The organism is Enterobacter sp. 725m/11 (assembly GCF_011683705.1).
In the GTDB taxonomy this organism is placed as follows: Bacteria; Pseudomonadota; Gammaproteobacteria; order Enterobacterales; family Enterobacteriaceae; genus Enterobacter; species Enterobacter bugandensis.
Map to the genome: position 1 here is coordinate 1 of NZ_JAAQOK010000096.1, position 3393 is coordinate 3393.

Below are 3393 nucleotides of genomic sequence, written 5' to 3' on the forward strand. Positions count from 1 at the left end.
TGCGAGGTGGCGTATATTACGCTTTCCTCTTTCAGAGTCAACCCGTTATTTCAGGATTTTTTCTCTTCAACCGACCGCGTTGTTCGTGAAGTGATTCACATCCGCCGTGTCGATGGAGGCGCATTATAGGGAGTTCTCCGCAGGCCGCAACCGCTAAATGACAGAAAAATGACTGACTGCTGCATTCCCCAGCAAAACCCCTCCTTATACCCTTTTACGCACAGAGTTATCCACAGCGCTTCGAAAAAGTGAAAATATGCGAGCGTTGCGCAAACGTTTTCGTTAAAATGCTCGCGCTTAACAAGGAGGCCTCGTCAGGTGTGTTAGATGAGTTTTTCGCTGGAAAATTCATCTAACGCTCTCTGTAATCGTGAAATCCAGGGGATTTACCATGCAACAACGTCGTCCAGTCCGCCGCGCTCTGCTCAGTGTTTCTGATAAAGCCGGTATCGTCGAATTCGCTCAGGCACTTTCCGCACGCGGTGTAGAGCTGCTTTCTACAGGCGGTACCGCTCGCCTGTTAGCAGATAAAGGTCTGCCGGTAACCGAAGTGTCCGACTACACCGGTTTCCCGGAAATGATGGATGGACGCGTCAAAACCCTGCATCCGAAAGTGCACGGCGGCATTCTGGGTCGTCGCGGTCAGGACGACGGCATTATGGAACAGCATGATATCGCGCCTATCGATATGGTTGTTGTTAACCTCTACCCGTTTGCCCAGACCGTCGCCCGCGAAGGCTGCTCTCTGGAAGATGCGGTTGAGAATATTGATATCGGCGGTCCAACCATGGTGCGCTCCGCGGCGAAGAACCATAAAGATGTGGCCATCGTGGTGAAGAGCAGCGACTACAGCGCTATTATTAATGAGATGGATGCTAACGACGGCTCCCTCACTCTCGAAACGCGTTTCGACCTCGCCATCAAAGCCTTCGAACACACCGCCGCGTACGACAGCATGATCGCCAACTACTTCGGTAGCCTGGTTCCTGCCTACCATGGTGAAAGCAAAGATCCTTCTGGCCGCTTCCCGCGCACCCTGAACCTGAACTTCATTAAGAAGCAGGATATGCGTTACGGTGAGAACAGCCACCAGCAGGCTGCCTTCTATATAGAAGAAGAGGTAAAGGAAGCCTCCGTTGCGACCGCCCAGCAGGTTCAGGGCAAAGCCCTTTCCTATAACAACATTGCCGACACCGACGCCGCGCTGGAATGCGTGAAAGAGTTCAGCGAGCCGGCCTGCGTTATCGTCAAGCACGCCAACCCATGCGGCGTTGCGGTAAGCTCCTCTATTCTGGATGCCTACGATCGCGCCTACAAAACCGACCCGACCTCCGCATTCGGCGGCATTATTGCCTTCAACCGCGAGCTGGATGCGGAAACCGCGCAGGCCATTATCTCCCGCCAGTTTGTCGAAGTGATCATCGCGCCGTCCGCGTCCGAAGAAGCGCTGAAAATCACCTCGGCGAAACAGAACGTGCGCGTACTGGTTTGCGGCCAGTGGGCGGAGCGCGTGCCGGGCCTGGACTTCAAGCGCGTGAACGGCGGTCTGCTGGTTCAGGATCGCGATTTGGGTATGGTGACAGAAGCCGACCTGCGCGTGGTGACCAAACGTCAGCCGACCGAACAGGAGCTGCGCGACGCGCTGTTCTGCTGGAAAGTGGCGAAGTTCGTGAAGTCTAACGCCATTGTCTACGCCAAAGAGAACATGACCATCGGGATAGGCGCAGGCCAGATGAGCCGCGTTTACTCTGCGAAAATTGCCGGTATCAAAGCAGGCGACGAAGACCTGGAAGTGAAAGGCTCCGCCATGGCCTCTGACGCCTTCTTCCCATTCCGTGACGGTATCGATGCTGCGGCTGCGGTGGGCATCACCTGTGTGATCCAGCCTGGCGGCTCTATCCGCGACGACGAGGTGATTGCCGCTGCCGACGAACACGGCATCGCAATGATCTTCACCGACATGCGCCACTTCCGCCATTAATTCCCGGAGCAGAAAATGAAAGTATTAGTGATTGGTAACGGCGGGCGCGAGCACGCTCTGGCGTGGAAAGCGGCGCAGTCTCCGCAGGTTAAAACCGTCTTCGTGGCACCGGGTAACGCCGGTACCGCACTGGAGCCCGCGCTGCAGAACGTGGCTATCGGCGTGACCGATATCCCGGCGCTGCTGAGCTTTGCCCAGACCGAGAACATCGATCTGACCATCGTCGGCCCGGAAGCGCCGCTGGTAATTGGCGTGGTGGATGCGTTCCGCGCAGCGGGCCTGAAAATCTTCGGTCCAACGGAAGGTGCAGCGCAGCTGGAAGGCTCCAAAGCCTTCACCAAAGATTTCCTCGCGCGTCATAACATTCCGACGGCGGAGTATCAGAACTTCACCGACGTCGAGCCCGCGCTGGCTTACCTGCGTGAAAAAGGCGCGCCGATTGTCATCAAAGCCGACGGTCTGGCCGCCGGGAAAGGCGTGATCGTGGCGATGACGCTCGAAGAAGCCGAAGCGGCCGTTCAGGATATGCTGGCAGGCAACGCCTTTGGCGATGCGGGCCACCGCATCGTGATCGAAGAGTTCCTCGACGGCGAAGAGGCGAGCTTTATCGTAATGGTCGACGGCGAGCACGTTCTGCCGATGGCCACCAGCCAGGATCACAAGCGCGTTGGCAATGGCGATACCGGCCCCAACACCGGCGGGATGGGCGCTTACTCCCCTGCTCCCGTTGTTACCGATGAGGTGCATCAGCGCACCATGGACCGCATCATCTGGCCTACCGTGAAGGGCATGGCGGCGGAAGGCAATACCTACACCGGTTTCCTCTACGCGGGCCTGATGATTGACAAGCAGGGTAACCCGAAGGTGATTGAATTCAACTGCCGCTTCGGCGATCCGGAAACCCAGCCGATCATGCTGCGCATGAAATCCGACCTGGTGGATCTGTGCCTGGCGGCCTGCGAAGGCAAGCTGGACGAGAAAACCTCAGAGTGGGACGAGCGTGCGTCTCTGGGCGTGGTGATTGCTGCGGGTGGCTATCCGGGGAACTACAGCACCGGAGATGAGATCCACGGCCTGCCGCTGGAAGAGATTGACGGCGCGAAGGTGTTCCACGCCGGTACGAAGCTGGCTGACGATGACCGCGTGCTCACCAACGGCGGCCGCGTGCTGTGTGCGACCGCGCTGGGTCAGACCGTAGCAGAAGCGCAGAAACGCGCCTATGCGCTGATGGCGGATATTCACTGGAACGGCAGCTTCAGCCGTCAGGATATCGGTTATCGTGCTATTGCGCGGGAGCAGGGGGAGTAATTTCCCCTCACCCTAACCCTCTCCCTCTGTACGGTCCGGGGACATAGTGAACACTTGTTCGGGGACATGGTAGACACTTACAACTGAGGCATAAGAACCCGTTT

General features: G+C 57.5%; 2 protein-coding genes. Both read left to right on the top strand.

Going from position 1 to position 3393, the window contains the following annotated elements; translation table 11 throughout:
* Positions 1–391: 391 nt before the first annotated feature.
* Complete coding sequence (gene purH, locus HBA26_RS22460) at positions 392–1981, top strand: bifunctional phosphoribosylaminoimidazolecarboxamide formyltransferase/IMP cyclohydrolase (protein WP_126346177.1); 1590 nt, start codon at positions 392–394, stop codon at positions 1979–1981.
* Positions 1982–1996: 15 nt separating this feature from the next.
* Positions 1997–3289, top strand: a complete 1293-nt coding sequence (gene purD, locus HBA26_RS22465) for a phosphoribosylamine--glycine ligase (RefSeq protein ID WP_045261355.1) — start codon at positions 1997–1999, stop codon at positions 3287–3289.
* The last annotated feature ends 104 nt before the right edge of the window (positions 3290–3393 follow it).

Bases quoted from the DNA above. Each gene is read 5' to 3' on its own strand.
- purH (WP_126346177.1), top strand. From the start codon at position 392: ATGCAACAACGTCGTCCAGTCCGCCGCGCTCTGCTCAGTGTTTCTGAT.
- purD (WP_045261355.1), top strand. From the start codon at position 1,997: ATGAAAGTATTAGTGATTGGTAACGGCGGGCGCGAGCACGCTCTGGCG.